16 protein-coding genes are annotated in these 18,434 nt (G+C 44.3%); 6 read left to right on the plus strand and 10 right to left on the minus strand.

Annotated elements, in window-relative coordinates:
- The 3 genes from A1D16_RS11120 to A1D16_RS11130 all read left to right on the plus strand — a co-directional run.
- On the plus strand, window positions 1-655 hold a 655-nt coding region (locus tag A1D16_RS11120; RefSeq protein WP_290709437.1), incomplete at its 5' end, for a hypothetical protein.
- 27 nt (window positions 656-682) lie between these two features.
- On the plus strand, window positions 683-1,510 hold the full coding sequence (locus A1D16_RS11125; protein WP_290709438.1) for an ATP-binding protein: 828 nt from the start codon (window positions 683-685) through the stop codon (window positions 1,508-1,510).
- A gap of 40 nt (window positions 1,511-1,550) precedes the next feature.
- On the plus strand, window positions 1,551-2,201 hold the full coding sequence (locus A1D16_RS11130; protein ID WP_290709439.1) for a response regulator transcription factor: 651 nt from the start codon (window positions 1,551-1,553) through the stop codon (window positions 2,199-2,201).
- A 7-nt stretch (window positions 2,202-2,208) separates the two neighbouring features.
- On the opposite strand, the gene A1D16_RS11135 is transcribed toward A1D16_RS11130, so the two are convergent.
- From A1D16_RS11135 to A1D16_RS11175, 9 genes are all read right to left on the minus strand, one after another.
- A complete protein-coding gene (locus A1D16_RS11135) occupies window positions 2,209-2,868 on the minus strand; it encodes a 3-oxoacid CoA-transferase subunit B (RefSeq protein WP_290709440.1) in 660 nt (219 codons plus the stop codon).
- Between the two features lies 1 nt (window position 2,869).
- The gene (locus tag A1D16_RS11140) at window positions 2,870-3,616 is read right to left on the minus strand and encodes a hypothetical protein (protein ID WP_290709441.1); all 747 of its coding nucleotides are present in this window, start codon (window positions 3,614-3,616) and stop codon (window positions 2,870-2,872) included.
- Between the two features lie 10 nt (window positions 3,617-3,626).
- Complete coding sequence (locus tag A1D16_RS11145) at window positions 3,627-4,331, minus strand: CoA transferase subunit A (RefSeq protein ID WP_290709442.1); 705 nt, start codon at window positions 4,329-4,331, stop codon at window positions 3,627-3,629.
- Window positions 4,332-4,342: 11 nt separating this feature from the next.
- Window positions 4,343-4,747 carry a DUF4296 domain-containing protein gene (locus tag A1D16_RS11150; RefSeq protein ID WP_290709443.1) on the minus strand — a complete coding sequence of 135 codons (405 nt, stop codon included), beginning with the start codon at window positions 4,745-4,747 and terminating at the stop codon, window positions 4,343-4,345.
- Window positions 4,747-5,667 carry a DUF4835 family protein gene (locus A1D16_RS11155; protein ID WP_290709444.1) on the minus strand — a complete coding sequence of 307 codons (921 nt, stop codon included), beginning with the start codon at window positions 5,665-5,667 and terminating at the stop codon, window positions 4,747-4,749. Before A1D16_RS11155 ends, A1D16_RS11150 begins: the two co-directional genes overlap by 1 nt.
- Window positions 5,660-6,856: a bifunctional phosphopantothenoylcysteine decarboxylase/phosphopantothenate--cysteine ligase CoaBC gene (gene coaBC / locus A1D16_RS11160; protein ID WP_290709445.1), complete on the minus strand. Its 1,197-nt coding sequence runs from the start codon at window positions 6,854-6,856 to the stop codon at window positions 5,660-5,662. The genes A1D16_RS11155 and coaBC overlap by 8 nt, the downstream gene beginning before the upstream one ends.
- 62 nt (window positions 6,857-6,918) lie before the next feature.
- On the minus strand, window positions 6,919-7,260 hold the full coding sequence (locus tag A1D16_RS11165; RefSeq protein WP_234864556.1) for a DNA-directed RNA polymerase subunit omega: 342 nt from the start codon (window positions 7,258-7,260) through the stop codon (window positions 6,919-6,921).
- Entirely contained in the window at window positions 7,235-8,050 is an 816-nt protein-coding gene (gene bamD / locus A1D16_RS11170; protein WP_290709446.1) for an outer membrane protein assembly factor BamD, read from the minus strand. Before bamD ends, A1D16_RS11165 begins: the two co-directional genes overlap by 26 nt.
- 84 nt (window positions 8,051-8,134) lie before the next feature.
- Window positions 8,135-9,655: an OmpA family protein gene (locus tag A1D16_RS11175; RefSeq protein ID WP_290709448.1), complete on the minus strand. Its 1,521-nt coding sequence runs from the start codon at window positions 9,653-9,655 to the stop codon at window positions 8,135-8,137.
- Between the two features lie 352 nt (window positions 9,656-10,007).
- Here A1D16_RS11175 and A1D16_RS11180 point away from each other — a divergent pair, with 352 nt between their 5' ends.
- Window positions 10,008-10,970, plus strand: a complete 963-nt coding sequence (locus A1D16_RS11180) for a polyprenyl synthetase family protein (RefSeq protein WP_290709450.1) — start codon at window positions 10,008-10,010, stop codon at window positions 10,968-10,970.
- A 4-nt stretch (window positions 10,971-10,974) separates the two neighbouring features.
- Window positions 10,975-12,690 (plus strand): single-stranded-DNA-specific exonuclease RecJ, encoded by a 1,716-nt coding sequence (recJ, locus tag A1D16_RS11185; protein ID WP_290709453.1) that lies wholly within the window; start codon window positions 10,975-10,977, stop codon window positions 12,688-12,690.
- 1 nt (window position 12,691) lies between these two features.
- Here recJ and htpG read toward each other — a convergent pair whose 3' ends face one another.
- Window positions 12,692-14,509 (minus strand): molecular chaperone HtpG, encoded by a 1,818-nt coding sequence (gene htpG, locus A1D16_RS11190; RefSeq protein ID WP_290709455.1) that lies wholly within the window; start codon window positions 14,507-14,509, stop codon window positions 12,692-12,694.
- Between the two features lie 175 nt (window positions 14,510-14,684).
- Here htpG and A1D16_RS11195 point away from each other — a divergent pair.
- Window positions 14,685-18,434: hypothetical protein (locus tag A1D16_RS11195; RefSeq protein ID WP_290709457.1), on the plus strand; the 3,750-nt coding region annotated here is incomplete at its 3' end.

An 18,434-nucleotide genomic window follows, 5' to 3' on the forward strand; every position in this document is an offset into this window, starting at 1 on the left:
ACCAATCCTTGTTTTTTCTTTCTTTTTTAAACGAAACAAAAACAAGCCTGCATTTCTTATCTTTTTTTATTGCTTATATTCTCTTTTGAATGATTTCGTAAGGGGGTTTGATATTGCAACAATTCTCTTCCCTAATATTCCTAATAAAGACTTTCTACTGCTTTCAACATTTACTATAATTGAATACATTATACTTGCATCATATTTATATATCCTCTTAAAAACCCTCATCTTAAAAAGATTATTGCTAGTTTTTTCGTTAGTGTTTCTATTGGTTGCAATTGGAAATATTATTATTGGATTTCGATCAAATTCACTAGAATTTGATACCGTTCCTATTGCGGTTAGTTCTATAATTTTAATTTCAGGCTCTATTACGTACTTTTTTGAGTCAATTCAAAACCCCAACATTACCTTCATATATAGCAAGTCCAGTTTCTGGGTTGTCGTTGGAATTATGATTTATTTTTCCGGGACCTTTTTTCTTTTTCTGCAATATGATAACCTGTCGCAACAAGAAAGAGCAAACTTTTGGACCATCAATCTAATTTGTTTTGTCCTGAAAAATATTTTCTTTTCAATTTCGTTTACCTTAAAACCTGAAAATCAACAATCTTTGAATGTTGATGATTATTATTATAATAAATTAGAATAACCGAACCTGCTAACCCTAACTCCATAAATGTTGCTTTTACAGGTAAATAACTCTAGTGCGAACGTGTCGCTGGTGCTCTTTTTTGGCACTATCGGCATGCTGGCACTAACTATTGGGTTAATTGTATTCATTATTTTCCACCAACGAAAAGTCATCCGCTACCAGATGACCCTGCAAAAAATGGAACAGGAACAACAAAAAATGCTCCTGAATGCCTCCATTCGCCTGCAGGAAGAGGAACGGCAGCGTATCGCCGCTGACCTCCATGACGATGCCGGACCCCTCCTGGCAACCGCGCGCCTCTACCTCAACGAAAACCTGGTTAACCTCGACAAAACCACCCAACTCCAAAGTATCTATAACGCTAAACAAATCATTGACGACACTATTCAGCTAATCCGGAATATCTCCCACAGCCTAATGCCCCCAACCCTGAAAAATTTCGGGTTAGAATCTGCCGTCAATGACCAGTTTCAAAAAATAAGCAGCTCCGGTATTATCAATGCCAGCTGTCGCTTTCATGATTATAAAGAACGCCTGCAAACCGATAATGAACTCATCGTGTTCCGGGTTATCCAGGAACTGATCAATAATATCCTGAAACACAGTAATTCCAGCTTTATTCACCTTACCCAAAACACCAATGGTAATAAATTCTATATCCGTATGCACCACGACGGAAAAGGAATTACCCAGGCAGATTTTGAGCGCATGAATAAAAGCTCTGCCGGACTCGGACTAAAAAATATCCAAAGCCGGTTAAAAGTCCTGCATGGCCGGATATTCTTTGAAAAAGATAATTCTCAAACCTACTATAAAGTCACCATAGAGCTGAATAGGGACGATAATCAATAAGTAATCCTTATTTTTACCACTCGCGAATAGCAAGATTCCTATGAGAGTAATCAAAGTAGCCATTGCTGACGATCATAAAATTTTCAGGAAAGGAGTTATCCTTTCCCTTCGCCCCTTTACTAACATAAAATTTGTTCAGGAGGCAGAAAATGGCCAGGAACTGATAGATGGCTTACCTGAATCTGCGCCTGATGTAATTCTCATGGATCTCCGAATGCCCGTTAAAGACGGCATCGAAACTACCAAGCTGATTGCGAAATCCAACCCCAATATCCATATTGTGGTATTAACCATGTTCGAAGACGAACGCTTTGTCAGCCATCTGATGGAAATCGGCGCCAATGGCTACCTCCTAAAAAGTGCAGACCCCTCCGAAATTAGGCGCGCCATCATGGAAGTATTTGAAAAAGGCTATTACCTCAATAATTTTGTAAATCGTATCCTGCTAAAAAAATCGCACGCCAAGCAAAAAGTAATTCCCAGTCTTACCAGTGAAGTAACCCTAACCGACCGGGAAAGAGACGTTATCAAATACATTTGCATGGAATTTACCGCAACAGAAATTGCGCAGAAAATGGAGGTCAGCCCGCGCACAGTAGAGGCCATCAAAGACCGATTAATGGAAAAATTCGGCACCAAAAATACCGCCGGACTGGTATTCTACGCGGTGAAAAACAACCTGATAGATTAAACCGGTTTCAGGACAACTGCATCTCCGGAATTTCTCCCTCTACTACCAAACGCCCCGCAGTTTTTTCAATAATCTCTTCAACCGATACTCCGGGTGCCCGTTCCAGCAGCTTAAAGCCCGATCCTGTTACATCCAGTACGGCCAACTCGGTTACAATTTTACGCACACAGCCCACGCCGGTAAGCGGCAAACTACAGGAAGGCAACAACTTTGATTCTCCTTTGGGATTGGTATGCATCATGGCAACAATAATATTCCGGGCACTGGCCACCAGGTCCATCGCCCCTCCCATGCCTTTTACCATTTTACCGGGAATTTTCCAGTTCGCAATATCGCCCGTATCACTTACTTCCATTGCTCCCAAAACGGTAAGATCCACCTTACCCGCCCGTATCATTCCAAAACTTTCCGAGCTGTCGAAAAAAACGCCCCCCGGCAAAATAGTGACGGTTTCTTTACCCGCATTAATCAAATCAGGATCTACCGCTGCTTCCGTAGGATATGGCCCCATGCCCAGCATACCGTTTTCACTTTGCAGGAAAATATGCATTCCCGTTGGAATATAATTGGCTACCAGCGTCGGAATTCCGATACCCAGGTTAACATACATTCCATCCTGCAACTCCTGCGCAATCCGTTTTGCAATTCCATATTTATCAAGCGGCATATCAGTTGTTTAAAATATGTTTGAAATAAGGGGTCTGTTTTTTCCGGTCGAGCAAGTTTCTGAAATACCTGCCCAGTACAGGATTCAGTGTTTCGAGCCCGGCAAAATTAGCTTCCGCAACTTCGATGGCTTTTTTTACCCCTTCTGCTGTATAACCATATAAGGAAAGTGAATTTTCCTCCTGTGTTTCCTTGTCTTCCTGGAAATCCATAATATCATCCAGGAGTAAAAAACTTGGCACCAATTGGTACCAGCTTTGGATAATACGATCCAGTACCGTATCCGGCATAGCAACAGTAGTGAGGAGGTATAATAGTGCATCGCCCCGGTTCAGCGGGGGATTATCGGTACCAATCCGCCCCTGTTTTAGTAACACTGGTTGCTGAAAATAAGTATGCAATTCCCCGAATAAACCCGGGTTTTGCAGTTGGTCGTTTATCAGCAGTTCAATTTCCCGGATATGCTGATAAAACTCTTTTTCGCCAAACTCATATAAAGCTGCCAGGTGTAAGATCTGTTCCATCCGTTGCACATACTGCTCTTCCAGCACCTGCTTCAGGGGCAACCCGGCTTTAAACTGTAAATCAAAAAACAAGGGAATGAACAAATAACCGGTTCCTTTTGCCACATAGAGGTAACGGCCTTTCCAGTACCGATTGGCTTCGGGAAGTTTCCGGTCAACAAAAAAAGCGGCTATTTCCGGTTCAACCCCCATGGATTGAATCAGTTCATTTTTACTGGTAAACATGCTTATCTGCTCAGTTTATTGTAGGTAACTGAACGGTTTTCCGTTCAATCCTTTTTTCATAGTGATTACCCTGAAAAATCCTATGCACATAAATGCCGGGCACATGTACCTGGTCAGGGTCCAATATGCCGGGCTCTACCAATTCTTCCACTTCGGCTATGGTTATATTTCCTGCCTTTGCCATTGAAGTAGAAAAATTACGGGTGGTTTTCCGGAATACCAGGTTCCCGTAACGATCGCCCTTCCAGGCTTTTACCAGGGCAAAATCTGCCTGCAGGGCCAGTTCCATCAAATATTCTTTTCCGTCAAAAAAACGTACTTCCTTACCCGCTGCAATTTCGGTTCCTACTCCAGCGGGCGTAAAAAAAGCAGGAATTCCCATCCCCGCCATCTGAATCCTGGTGGCAAGGGTACCCTGTGGTACCAGGTCCACTTCCAATTCGCCCGCTAATAATTGGCGCTCAAACTCCGCATTTTCACCCACGTAAGAGCTGATCATCTTTTTGATCTGCCGCGTCTTCAACAGTAATCCCAGTCCGAAATCATCCACTCCGGCATTGTTGGAAATACAGGTCAGGTTCCCGACCCCTTTTTGAACCAGCGCGGTAATTAAATTTTCAGGAATTCCACAAAGCCCGAACCCACCCAGCATCAGCGTTGCACCGTCTCTAATATCGGCAATGGCTTCCTGTGCATTTGGCAATGTTTTATTCATATGGCATCGTTTTATACGGGCTTGTTGTTTTTTTTCTGCTTGCCCTGGTCTGATCCGGGTTTGGAGCTGGGATTCATTCGTTCTATCCGATCCCTGTTAGCAAAAGCTTCTACCGAATCAAAAATCGCTTTCAATTGGTTAGGGCGTGCCAGGTAATATTCATAACTCTCTTTAAATGTCTTGTAATCAACCTTATTCAACGCAAAAACCTGGTCGTATTTTTTTCCCCGAATAGAATCTACCCGGAAAGAGCTGTCCCGGCTTTTATAATCCAGGCTAATTTCATCCACCAGCATCAGTTGGTAGACCAGTGGAACCATTTTTTTTTGGGTAAGCGGTGCCTCATTTCCTCCTTCATCTGAACAAGCCAGCAGAACCAAGCAGGCCGCCCCTAAAACAATTAACCGTTTTTTCATTAGCGAAGCTCCTGTTTATAAGTATTAGCATTGGTAATATCCAACCTGGTTAACAAATCAATAGCCGCTGCTTTTTCATCGGGCGGTGATTTTTTAAACATCTTACTTAATTCGCCGGTACGTCCCTGAAAAAAGAAGGGTAAAACCATCGTGTTCGGGATTTCGCTGTTCAGTGTATTAAGCTGTTGTAATGCATTCAGCACCGATTTACGCGCTTCTGCTTCTTTCTCATAAAACTGATCCAGTCCAAGGCGGAAATACCCATAAAACGCATCGTGGACCAAATTATAACGGGCCCCGGTTAAATTCTCCATCAACCAGTACCGGTTCCGTTGGCCATCAAAGGCCTTCCATCCCAAAATATCACGGCTGTCGGGTGAATTATTGACAATATTCTGCGCCTTTACAAAATAAGGTTCTCCTCCTTTTAATGCGAAAGAATCTCCATCCATACCCAGGATAATATTTACGTAAAAAGCCAGTACCGCCGTAAGGTTGGATACCAGCGGATCATTGCCACTGACCCTGTTTTCATTGAACTCCAGTTGTTGAAATTCTACATAACGGAACAGCAGGTTCTCGTCCATAAAATTCACCAAAGGCGATTCATACGCAGCATTATAAACCGGCCTGGCTGCCTGAACGGTTAGAGTTGCCTGGTATATATTTCCATCCAGGGCAGTTTTAACGGTGATCAGGAAATTGCAGTTGATGCGCTCATTGGTTTGATAGGTATCTTTTGTCCATTTCCTGTTATTCAGAAAATTCGTCAATGCATTCTGCAGGGTATTAAAAACTTTCCGATCAACCCTGGACCCCACTTCGCTTGAGATAACAACTACTTTAGCCTTCAATTCTTGTCCCTGGCCGGTACTCCAGAGTATGCTTAGTAGGATTCCTATCAACCATTTTTTATTCATAGAATTTTTTATGGATCAAGTCAATTATGTCGGTTGCCAGTGCTGTTTTTGATTTTAGCGGAAACTGAGCTTCCTGCCCGGCACGGTCAAATATGGTGATTTTATTTGTATCCACCCCAAAACCAGCCCCTTTATCCTGCAACGAATTGAGAATAATCAGGTCGGCATTTTTAGTTTCCAGCTTCTGAAGGGCATTGGCTCTTTCATTATTGGTTTCCAGCGCAAAGCCCACTAATACCTGGTTAGCAGCTTTTTGCCGCCCGAGTTCCTTTAGAATATCTTTTGTTTTGGTGAGAGGCAGGTCCAGCCCTTCTTCCTTTTTTTTGATCTTTTCGCCTGCTACGGTAACCGGTGTATAATCCGCTACTGCCGCTGCCATTATTGCCAGGTCTGTTGTAGGAAAACGATCGTTGCAGGCAGCATACATTTCAGCAGCAGTGGTAACCGAATGTGACCGTATACCGGGGTGGTTGGGTAAAGACACACCGGGACCAGCTACCAGGTCTACCATTGCCCCTCTGGTGGCCAGTTCTAATGCAATGGCAACACCCATTTTACCGGAACTATGATTACCGATAAACCGGACAGGATCAATCGGTTCATAGGTGGGGCCCGCCGTTACCAGAGCCTTTTTACCGGCAAAAACAGCCTGCCGGGAAAAATAATTCTGCACCATAGCCAGGATCTCTTCCGGCTCCGCCATCCGCCCCTCGCCCGTTAATCCACTGGCCAGTTCTCCTGAATTCACCGGTATTACTGTATTGCCAAAAGACCTTAGCAGATCGAGATTGGTTTTTGTAGTGGGGTGATGCCACATATCTTCATCCATGGCCGGCGCCACCCAAACCGGGCAGGTTGCCGATAAATAGGTAGCCAATAGCAGGTTATCACAATGTCCATGAGCCATTTTGGCCAGGGTATTACAGCTCAACGGGGCTATCAGAAATAAATCGGAAGACCTTCCCAGCATTACATGGTTTGCCCAGGATCCTTCCTCAAATAAATCACTAAGCGCTTCCTGTTTGGATAAAGTAGAAAGTGTAAGGGGAGAAACAAAATCGCGGGCAGCCGGACTAAGAATTACCTGAACCGAAGCTCCCTGCTTTATAAGTAACCGTACCAGGGAAATGGATTTATAGGCGGCTATACTGCCACTGATTCCCAGAAGGATTTTTTTTCCTTGCAACATGTGATAAATTTAAAAAAAAAGCGACAGCATAGCCGTCGCTTTAACAAATATATGGATAAGAATCAGCTGAACAATTTGTCTTCGTTCTTCCGATAATATACTTTCTCTTCCATGAATTCCTGGGTAGCCAGTAATGCCGGATTAGGCATTCTTTCATAGGCTCTGGAAATTTCAATTTGCTCCTTGTTTTCATGAATTTCTTCCAGGCTGTCGGTATGCGTAGCAAACTCTTCCAGTTTGTTATGCAATTCTTCTTTCAGGGCAATATTGATCTGGTTGGCTCTTTTGGCAATAACGGCAATTGACTCATAAAGATTACCAGTTCTGCCTTTGATTTCCAACAGGTTCTTAGCTTCTGCTACATTACTGGTATTGGAACTAAGCTGACGTCTTAACTTGCTCATTTTTTATTGCTTTAATATTACTTTGCGATGTTGATAAAAAGTTGGCTACTTCGCCCTTTAATTTACTTTCCGGAAAACGATCGGAAAACTCGTTGCATTGTTCAATTACCTTGTTAAAACGTTCTTCCTTTTTTTCATCAATACTTAACACGGCATACTCAAAATAAGAACGAATTACTTCCAGTTTATATGCGTCACTCTTCTCTGAATCGGGGTAGTTTTCCAGCAAATTGGTATATGAAATGGCTGCTGCTTTGAACTGGCGAAGGTTGAAATACAACTCTGCCGCCTTATACTCTTTTAATTCCAGCTTAGCCCTTCCCTCATCAATAATTGCCGTGGCCTCCTTATTCCTTTCAGATCCGGGATGCGTATTAATAAAAGCCTGCATTAACCCGATTGCCTTAATTGTATTGGTTTGATCCAGTTCCACCTTCGGCGATTGTTTGTAGAACGTATACGCACGCATATACTCCATCTCCTCAGCCCGCTTACTGGTAGGGAAAACCTCAACAAATCCTTTAAAAAGATTCTCTGCGTTCATATAATCGCGCATATAGTACGCACAGTAGGCGAAATTATAATATACAGCTTCGAATTTATCACCGCCTTTTAGTAAAGGAAATAGTTCTTCATACAATTGCTGGGCATACATGTATTTCTTTTTGGCAAAATACTGATCTGCCATGCGCAGCTTGTAATCATAGTCGGTACTCTTCTGCACTTTAGCAAATTTGGAACACCCTGTTCCCAAGAGCGCTATCATGCAAACTAAAAGGATTGATCTCATAAAGGCTGGCAAAGTTAACACATTTGATCAAATATAAAAAAACCCCGCAAAATGCGGGGTTCTTTATATCAATTTTAACCAATATTAGTTCTTTCTGCGCAGGTTCGGGTGCGGTGCAGGTACTGCATTCGGACCTTCGTCTGAACTTCCATCGCGCAGGTCTACCGTATTCGGATCTCCACCACCTTCGCCATATTTGAAGATAAAGCGGTCGGCACTGATACCTTCCTGCTCAACCAGGTAGTTGATCACAGAATTTACCCGATCCCAGCTGAGCTGCTGTGCAGACTTGCTGGATTCGCCATAACCTATTACCGCAATACGGCAGTTTGGATTGGTACGAATTTTCTCTGCAACACTTGCCAGAACAGCTTTGGCATCATTATTCAGGGTTACCGTACGGCCGGTGAAGTTGATGCTTGGAAGGTCTCCAATGCTACACTGGCTTTGGTTACCACCAATAAATCCACCTTCTCTCAGCTCTTTACAACATGCAGGCTCAGGACATTTACCGATACCGTCGGCATCAACAGGCTGACACTGCGTTGGCGTAATAAGTTCCTTGTCTTTGAAATCAGGTACACCGTCACCATCAGTATCCTTACTTACACCATGGCTATCAACCGGTGCATTAGCAGGAGTATTGGGCTCCAGGTCAAACTGATCGGTTACACCATCCCCATCGGCATCATCCAAAATGGGTTTGGGAAGTTTCATATGCTTAGGCGCATTCAGCTCGTTATACGCATAATCCAGTGGGTTCATCCAGTAAAGTGGCTCGGTAGATTTACCGCCCAGGTTAAAGTTGGCACCAACTGTAAAATAGTTATACGTATCGTAATCAGGTGTAAGCACAGATCCATAAGGAGAAGCCGGATTTCCTGTTCTAACAGCCTGCCAGCGCTGACCATCCAACAAATCATTTTTAGTTACGGTGAACCGGTCTTCAATGGCAATATTTACTTTCGGACTTAAGCGGAAAGCAATACCGGCACCAAAATGGAAGTTTCCACCCAGGGTATTTCCTCCCAGTTTAGGACGCGCATCTCCATCTGTTTCAGCTTCGGTCTCGTAACTCTTGTCCATCAGGTTTTTAAGCTGCTTCTTTGTTTCTTTCCTGTCTTTATATACGCTTTGTACGGTAATAGTGCTGAAATCATACGGGTTTCCGGCGTCGTCCAGTGCATTGATCTTGGTTTTGTACCAACTGGCACCTAAACCAACAATACCATACGCATTCCAATTAGATTTTGCCTGGTGAAACCGGATATTATTGAAAGAAATGATTGTTTGGAGGTTCAGGTCTTTCATAACCGTACGATAGTTATCAAACACCGTACCGAATGGTGCTACCCCGTACCCTTCTTCTCTCCAGGCTCTATTAATACCGGAACCGCGGGCTTTCCAGTTCAGTCCTTTTCCTACGCCGTACATGAATTCAGCCCTAAGTGAAAACATGTAGCCAAGTGCTTTCCGAACATGCAAGCCACCACCGAATGTGGGGAATACGGTAGGAACATCGCCAAAAATATTAAACAACCCGCCTTTAATACCAATTTCCCACTGGTTGCGGGGTTTGGCAGGAAAGGGGTAGGTATTGTTCATGAATTCGTTGTGTTGAGGCAGTCTTTTTCTGGTTATCAACGAGGAATCTTGTACATCATAACTCGTCCCTATCTGGGCGTACGAGCCAGATGCCAACAAACACAGAAACCCAATGAGTGCTGTGTATTTTTTGATTGCCATAATAGATTTTTATAAATAATGGTTAATGAATTGACAGAGTACAGTATTCCAAACTAATCACAAAAATATCAAATGAGCGGAAAATACCAAATAAAATACTCCCGTCCAGCCTCTTTAATATCCACAGAATCAATTGAAAGACATATTATGAAAGATTTGGTTTGCTGGAAAATGGACAGCATTACCGTAATTTGCCGCGGTATTTAAATTCATGAAATTAGCACAGTCACTTATAGCCGAAGAGCTGAATATCTTTGAAAAAAGATTCCGGGAAGCCGTTAAAAGCCAGGTCCGGATGCTTGACAGGATCACCAGTTTTATCGTTAAACGGAAAGGAAAGCAGCTCCGCCCCATGTTTGTGCTGCTGTCTGCCCGCTTATGCGGCCCTATTACCGATTCCACCTACCGGGCAGCGTCGCTGGTGGAACTACTTCATACCGCTACCCTGGTACACGATGATGTGGTTGACGAATCAATGGAAAGAAGAGGATTTTTCTCCACCTATGCCCTCTGGAAAGCCAAGGTTTCCGTACTTATCGGCGATTATTTACTGGCTAAGGGATTACTCTTATCCCTGGATAACAGTGATTTCCGGATACTGCAGCTGCTCTCCGACGCCGTCCGTCGAATGAGTGAGGGCGAATTACTGCAAATCGAAAAAAGCAGGAGCCTGAACCTTGATGAATCTGTATATTTTGAAATTATCAGTAATAAAACAGCTTCTTTACTGGCCTCGTCCTGCGCTGCTGGTGCATTTTCAGCACAAAATGATGAAAATCATGCTGCTATGCTAAAAGATTTTGGAGAAAAAGTGGGCATTGCCTTTCAAATCAAGGACGATCTGTTCGACTATGGCTCCGAGGATATCGGTAAACCCACCGGCAACGACATAAAAGAAAAAAAACTTACCTTACCCCTTATTTATTCACTGAACCAGGCCGATCGATCTACCCGCCGGAAAATGGTTAATATTATTAAAAATGACCATAAAGATCCGGAACAGGTTAAAAAAGTGATTGATTTTGTGGTTCAGTCCGGTGGAATCCGGTATGCGACAGAAAAAATGTTCCAGTACCGGGATGATGCATTATCCATCTTACACGAATTTCCAGCCACCGACACCCGGATGGCGCTGGAAGAACTGGTCCGGTTTACGACCGACCGTAAATATTGATTAAATGGAGAAAAGATGGAAACTTTTAAACGCCCCCCAGAAAGAAATAAAAAACCTGCAGGAAAAACTGGGTATACACCCTGCCATCTGTAAACTGCTGGTACAACGAAAAATTTACAGTTTTGAAGAGGCCCGGGCTTTTTTCCGGCCCCAGCTTTCTGAATTGCATAACCCCTTCCTGATGAAGGATATGCAAAAAGCAGTGGACCGGATCGTAGCCGCCCTGCAGGCCAGGGAAAAAATTATGGTTTTTGGCGATTATGACGTGGATGGCACCACTGCCGTGGCCTGTCTTTTTCAGTTCCTGCTCGACAATTACGAATCTGATAAAATAGATTATTATATCCCCCACCGTTACAAAGAAGGCTATGGAATTTCCCAAAAAGGCATTGACCTGGCCCATGCTACCGGGGTTACCCTTATCATTTCGGTGGATTGCGGCATCAAATCCGTAGACCTGATAGGCTATGCCAAAGAACTGGGAATCGATTTCATTGTGTGTGATCACCATATGCCCGATGCCCAGTTACCACCTGCAACCGCTATTCTAAATCCCAAACAATCCGATTGCCCGTACCCCTATAAAGAACTTTGCGGCTGCGGGGTGGGTTTTAAACTGATTACTGCCCTCTGCCAGCATATGCAGATGCCGGATGAATATTACCTGCGGTATCTCGACCTGGTTGTTACCGCCATAGCCGCCGATATTGTACCTATAACCGGCGAAAACAGGGTACTCGCTTTTTTTGGTTTAAAGCGTGTAAATGAACACCCTTCCCCCGGTATCAAGGCCCTGATTCAATTGTCCAAAATTGAACACCAGACCCTTACCATCAATAACCTGATTTATGTTATTGCGCCCCGGGTAAATGCAGCCGGCAGAATGGACGATGCCCGCCTGGCGGTGCAGCTTTTTATTGAAAAAGACCCGGTAAAATCAGCCAGCCTGGCCGAACAGCTTCACTCGCACAATGATGACCGCAAGGAAGCTGATTTATCCATTACGGTAGAAGCCATGGAAATGATCGAAAACGACCTGGCGCAGGCTTCGCGTCGTTCCACGGTAGTATACCAACCGCACTGGCATAAAGGAGTGGTGGGTATTGTAGCCTCGCGACTGATTGATAAATTTTATCGCCCGACCGTGGTACTAACCCAAAGTGGTGATATAGTGGCGGGCAGCGCCAGATCGGTAGCCGGCTTTAACCTGTATGAAGCCATTCATGCCTGCAGAGAACATCTTCTCGGATATGGCGGCCATTTTGCAGCAGCCGGCATGACTCTTTTACCCGACCAGGTACCAGCTTTCCGGGAAAAATTCGAAGCTATTGTGGCTGCCACCATCGGCGATGACCAGCTTATACCCGAAATTGTGATTGATGCCGAAGTACGGTTGCAGGATCTTAAAACCAGTTTTTACAATATCCTTTGCCAGATGGAACCGTTTGGTCCTGAAAATACCCGCCCCATCTTCCTTGCCCGCCAGGTTAAAAACAATGGCTGGTCAAAAATTGTAAAAGAACAGCATATCAAATTCAGCCTTGTTCAGGACAGCATCCTGTTCAATGGGATTGGATTCGGGTTGGCCGACAAATTTCACCTGCTGGAAAATGAAAAGCCCGTAGATATCGTCTTTTCTCTGGATGAAAATGATTGGAACGGATCCAAACATCTGCAACTGAGGGTGATTGATCTACGGGCCAGCACTGCCGGAAACTAAATCAGGCTTTTAATAAGTCCACACTTCGTTCAATAAAAGAAGTAAGATCACTGCCTTTTAACAGGCCTTGCGACAGCAGGGCAAGGTCTGCCAGGTTTTTCGTCAGTTTCTCTTGTTTCTGCTCATCTCCTTCCTGTAGGATCTGCTGATAGATCGGGTGGTTTCCATTAACCGTTAAAGTAACTTCATCCGGCATATTGGCATAAAAACTACCCATTGGTCCGCTTACTGCCGACATATCTTTCATGCGGCGCATAAATTCCGGGCGGGTAGCCACAACAGGGGCTGTTTCCGGGCTTAGCCCTTTTACTTCCACAGTAACGTGCAGGCCCGAAGGTTGCTGCTCAAACATTTTTTTCAGTTGCTCCTCCTGCTCTTTACTTAATATTGAGTTTCCTGCGTCCTGCTTATCAATTAAATTATCCGTAATATCGGCATCTACCCGCGTAAACTGCACATCCGACCATTTCATCTCCATCTGGTTAATAAATGCAGCATCAACGATCGTTTCCAGCTTCACTACAATATACCCCTTATCAGTAGCCGCTTTTATAAATGCATCCTGTTGTACAGGATCTGTTGCGTATAAAATAACCTGCTTGCCGTCTTTATTTTTTTGCAATACCTGGGTGGCATTTTTATATTCTTCGAGGGTATAAAACTTCGCCTCTCTTGCATCCTGCATGATGTGGAATTTCTCCGCTTTTTCGAGAAATTTATCATCCGTCATCATCCCATATTTCACAAACAATCCAAGACTCTCCCATTTTGATTCAAAGGAAGCCCGGTCATTCCTGAAAATCTCATCCAGTTTATCTGCAACTTTTTTAGTAATGTGATTATTAATTTTTTTCACATTCGGATCTCCCTGCAGATAACTACGGCTAACGTTTAACGGAATATCCGGACTGTCAATTACCCCTTGCAATAGCATCAGGAATTCAGGAACAATATCTTTTACTTCATCCGTAACAAATACCTGGTTGCTGTAAAGTTGAATCTTGTCTTTCTGAATTTCATAACTCTGCTTGATTTTGGGGAAATACAAGATCCCGGTCAGGTTAAACGGATAGTCTACATTCAGGTGAATCCAGAATAAAGGAGGTTCATTAAAAGGGTATAATTCCTTATAAAAAGACTGATAATCTTCTGTTGTCAGATCGGCAGGCTTTTTGGCCCAGGCAGGTGTGGGATTATTTATTTGTTCGCCTTCAAAAAATATGGGCACAGGCAGGAACCGGCAAAAACGCTTTAAAACCGTTTTTATCCGATCGGCTTCCAAAAACTCCTTGCTTTCTTCATTGATGAATAATACGATATCGGTTCCGCGGTTTTCTTTCTCCGTTTCTTCCAGTTGGTACTCCGGGCTGCCGTCACATTCCCAGCGAACAGCAGGTGCTTCCTTAAAACTTTTGGTCCGGATTTCCACTTTATCACTTACCATAAAAGAAGAATAGAATCCAAGTCCAAAATGGCCGATAATCGAATTCTCATTCTGGCCTTTGTATTTGGTAAGAAACTCTTCTGCCCCCGAAAAAGCGACCTGGTTTATGTATTTATCCACCTCCTCAGCAGTCATTCCCACCCCTTTATCGGAAATAGTAAGGGTTTGGGCTTCTTTATCGATCGTTACACTAATAGAAAGATCGCCCAATTCTCCTTTCGCTTCGCCGAGGGAAGAAAGGGTTTTAAGCTTTTGGGTGGCATCCACTGCATTACTGATGAGCTCTCTCAAAAAAATATCATGCTCACTATAGAGGAATTTTTTAATAATGGGGAAAATATTCTCCGTTTGGACCCTGATACTTCCTTTTTGCATACTGTCTGTTTTTACTTTGTTATCAAGGATGCCCCGCCTCAAAACGGGTGCCATGCCCTATTTCTAGGGGTGAAACAGTAAAATTGGCAGAAACCCGCACCTACCTGTCAGCCCAACGCCTAAATCTAAGTAGCTTCGGCATGGAATTTTAATCCTCTAATCAGCAGAGTACCAGTTGAAAGTAATACGTCTTTATCCGAAAAAAGAGCCCCGTTGGCTGCGAATCAGCCTGCGGGTGTTGCTGGTTATACTGCTATTGTTAGTAGCCCTGCTCCTGGCCCTCCAAAGCAGGTGGGGGCAGGAGTTCCTCACCAGAAAGGTTCAGTCAACCCTTCAAAATACCCTTCGAACCCGGGTTGACCTCCACAGGATTCGCTTAAACGGGTTTAACCAGGTTGCGGTTGAAGGCTTAACCATTTTTGACCGTCAGCAACAGGTTCTGCTGCACAGTGATTCAGTATCCGTTCATTTTTCCCTTCTTCCCCTATTCTGGAAAGAGGTTAAAATTCATAGCCTTCATTGGAAAAACCTGTTGGGCAATGTGTACACCCAGGAAAATGACTCCCTGAATTACCAGTTTATTTTGACTGAACTGGCAGGCACTCCGGATGCTGCCACCCCGGCCGATACGGCTTCTTCTGGCTCCTGGAAAATTTCGCTGGGAAGAATTGAGCTGGAAAAAATCCGTTTGCGGTACAACGATCAGCCAGGCGGCATCAATACCGCCTTAGTACTACAACATTTAAGCTGGCGGTTTAGAGAAACTGCCATAAACGAAGGTCGGTATGATTTTAATGAGCTTCGTATAAACGGACTTAAAGGGTATTTTCATCAAGTATACCGACCAGCGCAAAAAACCTCTTCCTCTGCACAACCAGTATCTGAAAACCCGTTACAATTACTGGTCAACGGAAAACTGCTGGAGCTGGAAGATATCCAGTTTTCGTATGCCGATGAAGGGAGTGGTATCCATACCGGTTGGTTGGTTAGCAATGCCCGCCTGAAGCTTATCAGCGCTGATATTGGTCAGAACAGGTACCAGGCTGCAACGCTTGCGTTCACCAATCCCCGTGGATTTCTTTTACAAAACACTGGTAAGGACACAACTCAGGCAGTTGCTGCCACTAATACGCCTCCCTTGTTAGTAAAGCTTCAATCACTGGGCATAAAAAACGGCGCTTTCGGTATGCAGCAACGCGCTGCCGAAAGAACCCGGTTTAAACAGGCAATTGATTTCAATTACCTGGGCATTTCAGGATTACAGGCGGATCTGACATCGATCAATTGGGAACAAAATCAACTCAAGGCTAACTTAAAAGAACTTCGCCTCAAAGAGCGTTCGGGTTTTGAAATAAAAAAAGCACTTGGGGAAATCCGCTATGGAAACGATTCGGCTTCTCTTAAAAACTACTACCTGCAAACCGGAGCCAGCTATCTGTCCAATAACCTGGTTCTATACCTCCCGGCCGATCGCTTAAGCGGGGCTCTTATTACCAGCAGAATTGGTTTGCAGGCTGATTTGCCCAACAGTAAACTCGTTCTGTCAGAAGCCCTCTATTTTGCTCCGGAACTGAAAGACAACCCCAATTTCAAAAAATGGTGGAATAAGGAAATCCGCGTTTCCGGTAAGTTAAATGGCAATTTGTCCTCCCTCCTGCTGAACCAGTTCCAGGTGAAAGATAATGCGGGGAATACTATTGCAATCAATGGCCGGCTGAAGAACCTCACAGATACGGAAAACATCAGCGGTGATTTAAAGACCTTGACCATTCAAACGGGTAAAGCCGGTATTTCGGCCTGGTTGCCGGAAAACACGCTTCCTCCGAACATTCAGCTGGCAGAGAAAATTGACCTTAGGGGATCTATTTCCGGGGGATTAAACGGCTTTACTACCCGGCTTCAATTAAACTCGAGTTATGGAAAAATGCAAGTCAGCGGAGCTGCACGGTCTATCCGTAACAAGGCCCGGGCCAGTTATGCTCTTGTATTGGATGAACTGGATATGGATGCCGGCAAATGGATTTCAGATAGCACCATCGGTCGGATACGGGCAAGCGGTCAGCTAAAAGGCCGCGGGTTTGATCCGGCAACCATGTACACAACAGGCAATATTAAACTCCGGGAAGCCACTATCAAGGGGTATAATTATCAACAAATCGAAATTGCGGGAAGCCTTCAAAACAATCAATATACTGCCTTGTTGAATAGCCTTGATTCCAACCTGAAAGCAGGCGTAGAACTGAAAGGCGAACTACGGGAAGGTTATCCTTCTGTAGCAGGTAAACTGCAGGTACACCGAATTGATCTCCAGGCAATCGGATTGAGTACCGAACCAATGGTGGTAAAGGGGCTGGCAGAGCTCGATCTTTCCGATACCCGTCCAAGGGAACTGAACGGAACCGTCAATGTGCTGCAGGTTCAGTATGCGAATGAAACAGACCATTACCAGTTGGATAGTATCCAACTAACGGCTGAAGCAGAACCAGGAGCGCAATCCATTCAATTGAAAAGTCCGTTTGGTACGGCGGTTCTCCTTGGCAATTATGACTACACCAAACTAGCAAAAACGGTAAGCCTGCTGATCGACAAACAATTAAATCCCGCAGATTCCGGCCTGCTGGCAACGGCAGACAGTATCGGATCACAAACAGCAATCCTGACAGCTTCCTTCGTTCTTCCCCGCTCGCTCGAAAAGATACTGCCGGATATGGACCTCCGAAAACCATTGTTGCTGGAAGGCCGGATAAATACAGACAGCAGTCTTATTTACCTATTGGCGAGGCAACCGCAATTCCGCTATGGTGATGCTATCATTGACAGTCTGGAAATCATGGCCTACCTGAATGCAGACAGCGTGCATGCATCGGTAGAATTTGCAGGTATTGAGCATCCTTCATTACCGGTACACCATAGTTCTTTCACCGCAAAAGGAGAAAAGGGCGCCATTAACTGGTTGTTGGCCATTGATGATGCAGCAAAAAAACCTTCTTATCGGATTGGTGGAGCTATGGCATTGAAATCCGTACAAAACTTTACGATCGGGTTGTCTCCGGAGCTTTTATTAAACAAAGAGAAATTTTATGCCAAAGCTGATACTGCGGTGCTTTTCAGGGATGGCAAACTGGTAGATGCCGCTTTTGAAATAGGATCCGATAACCAGTCTATTCGGGTAGATCATCAGCAGCCCGACAGTTCAGCAACAGCTGCTTACCTGCTCACTATAAAAGATTTTCAGGCCCGAACCATCAGCTCTTTTGTTTCGAAAGACACCAGCCTGGCAGAAGGGCTCATTAATGCAAAACTCCGGTTTTCGCAGGCAGCAGATGATTCCAGTATAACCGGAGACCTGCAAATAGACAGCCTGCATATGTTTGGAAAACCGGTGGGTACCATTCAGGCAGCACTGGTTAAAAGTGGACAGGAAATTGGCATTGACGGAAGTTTATCTGGTTATGGAAATAAGGTGTTAATGAAAGGGAGTTATGGCAAATCGTTAAGGGCCAACCTGGAATTTGATAGTTTGCAATTAGCCAGTATGGAACCCTTTACAGGGGGTGCCGTAACCAATATGTCGGGTGCAGTAACCGGAACTTTGGCGGTTAGTGGCGAACTGTCTAACCCATCCTTACAAGGCGAACTGTTATTCAATAAAGGAAAAATGCGGGTCAGCTATTTAAACAACCCCTTATTAATAGACCAGCAAAAACTGCTCTTTGAGGCAGATCAGTTAACCCTTCGTCAATTTACGCTAAAAGATACCGCCGGCGGAAACGCGGTTTTAGAGGGAACAATCGGACTGAAAGATTTGCAGAACCCGGTATTTGACCTCGGCGTTAATGCCGATAATTTTATGGTGCTTGGTCCAAAGGTTTCGGAAGACCAACTGATGTGGGGGCCTGCAAAAATCAATAGCACCATTAAAGTC

It is taken from the genome of Flavihumibacter sp. CACIAM 22H1 (assembly GCF_001601815.1).
Taxonomy (GTDB): Bacteria; Bacteroidota; Bacteroidia; order Chitinophagales; family Chitinophagaceae; genus Flavihumibacter.